Here is a 964-nt window from a genome sequence, read left to right on the forward strand (position 1 = left end):
CGATGCTGGAAGTTAGGTTGCCATCCACGTTGTCGTTGGCTGTTGCACCAGCGTCGGTATAGCTCGTTCCTTGTTCAACTGTTTCAGCTGCATTGCCTGTTAGCGTAATGACTGGAATAGTTGTATCGGCAATGATGACTGTTCTAGTAACGGTCGTTGCAGCATTCCCCGCGGCATCATTGACGTCATAGCTGAGCACGTAGGTTCCGGGAGTATTAACATCAACAGCTCCACTAAGTACGATATTGGTGGTGACATCACCGTCAAGGTTATCGTCAGCTGTTGCGCCTGCATCTGTGTAAGAGGTGCTCTGTTCATGATTGACAATCGTGTTGCCCAGAAGAGTGATTGTTGGTGCGATGCCGTCTGTTACATTCACTGTGCGTGAGACTGTTGTTGCAGCGTTACCCGCAGCATCACTTACGTCATAAGAAATTAGGTAAGTGCCAATTATATTGGTATCTACATCGCCTGTTCGCGTGATACTGGCAGTAATGTCGCCATCAGCACTGTCAGAGGCTGTTGCACCGGCATCGGTATAAGGTGTGAGCTGAACATGATTAAGCGGGCTGGAGCCCAGTAGGGTAATCAGTGGTGCAGTACTGTCTTCGACTGTGACGGTTCGTGTTACTTGTACAGCATTATTGCCCGCAGTGTCACTGACATCATAGCGAGTGGTGTAAATCCCAGCTGTATTAATATCAACCGTATCGCCGGATACGATGATGTTGCTGCTTAGGTTGCCATCGACATTGTCGCTTGCCGTCGCGCCTGCGTCGGTATAGCTGGTAGCTTGTTCAACGGTTTCGTTAGAATTACCGTTGATTGTAATGACTGGAACTGTTGTATCGGCGATAACAACGCTTCTATTAACTGTAGCAGCGGCATTACCAGCGGCATCATTGACATCATAGCTGAGTATGTAGGTGTCTGGCGCATTTACATCGACAGTTCCGCTAACAAC

At 48.5% G+C, this 964-nt stretch carries 1 protein-coding gene; it reads right to left on the minus strand.

Annotation, left to right across the window (positions count from 1 at the left end; translation table 11 throughout):
* Positions 1-964: immunoglobulin-like domain-containing protein (locus A3757_RS22320; protein ID WP_156506495.1), on the minus strand; the 964-nt coding region annotated here is incomplete at both ends.

The organism is Oleiphilus sp. HI0117 (genome assembly GCF_001635235.1).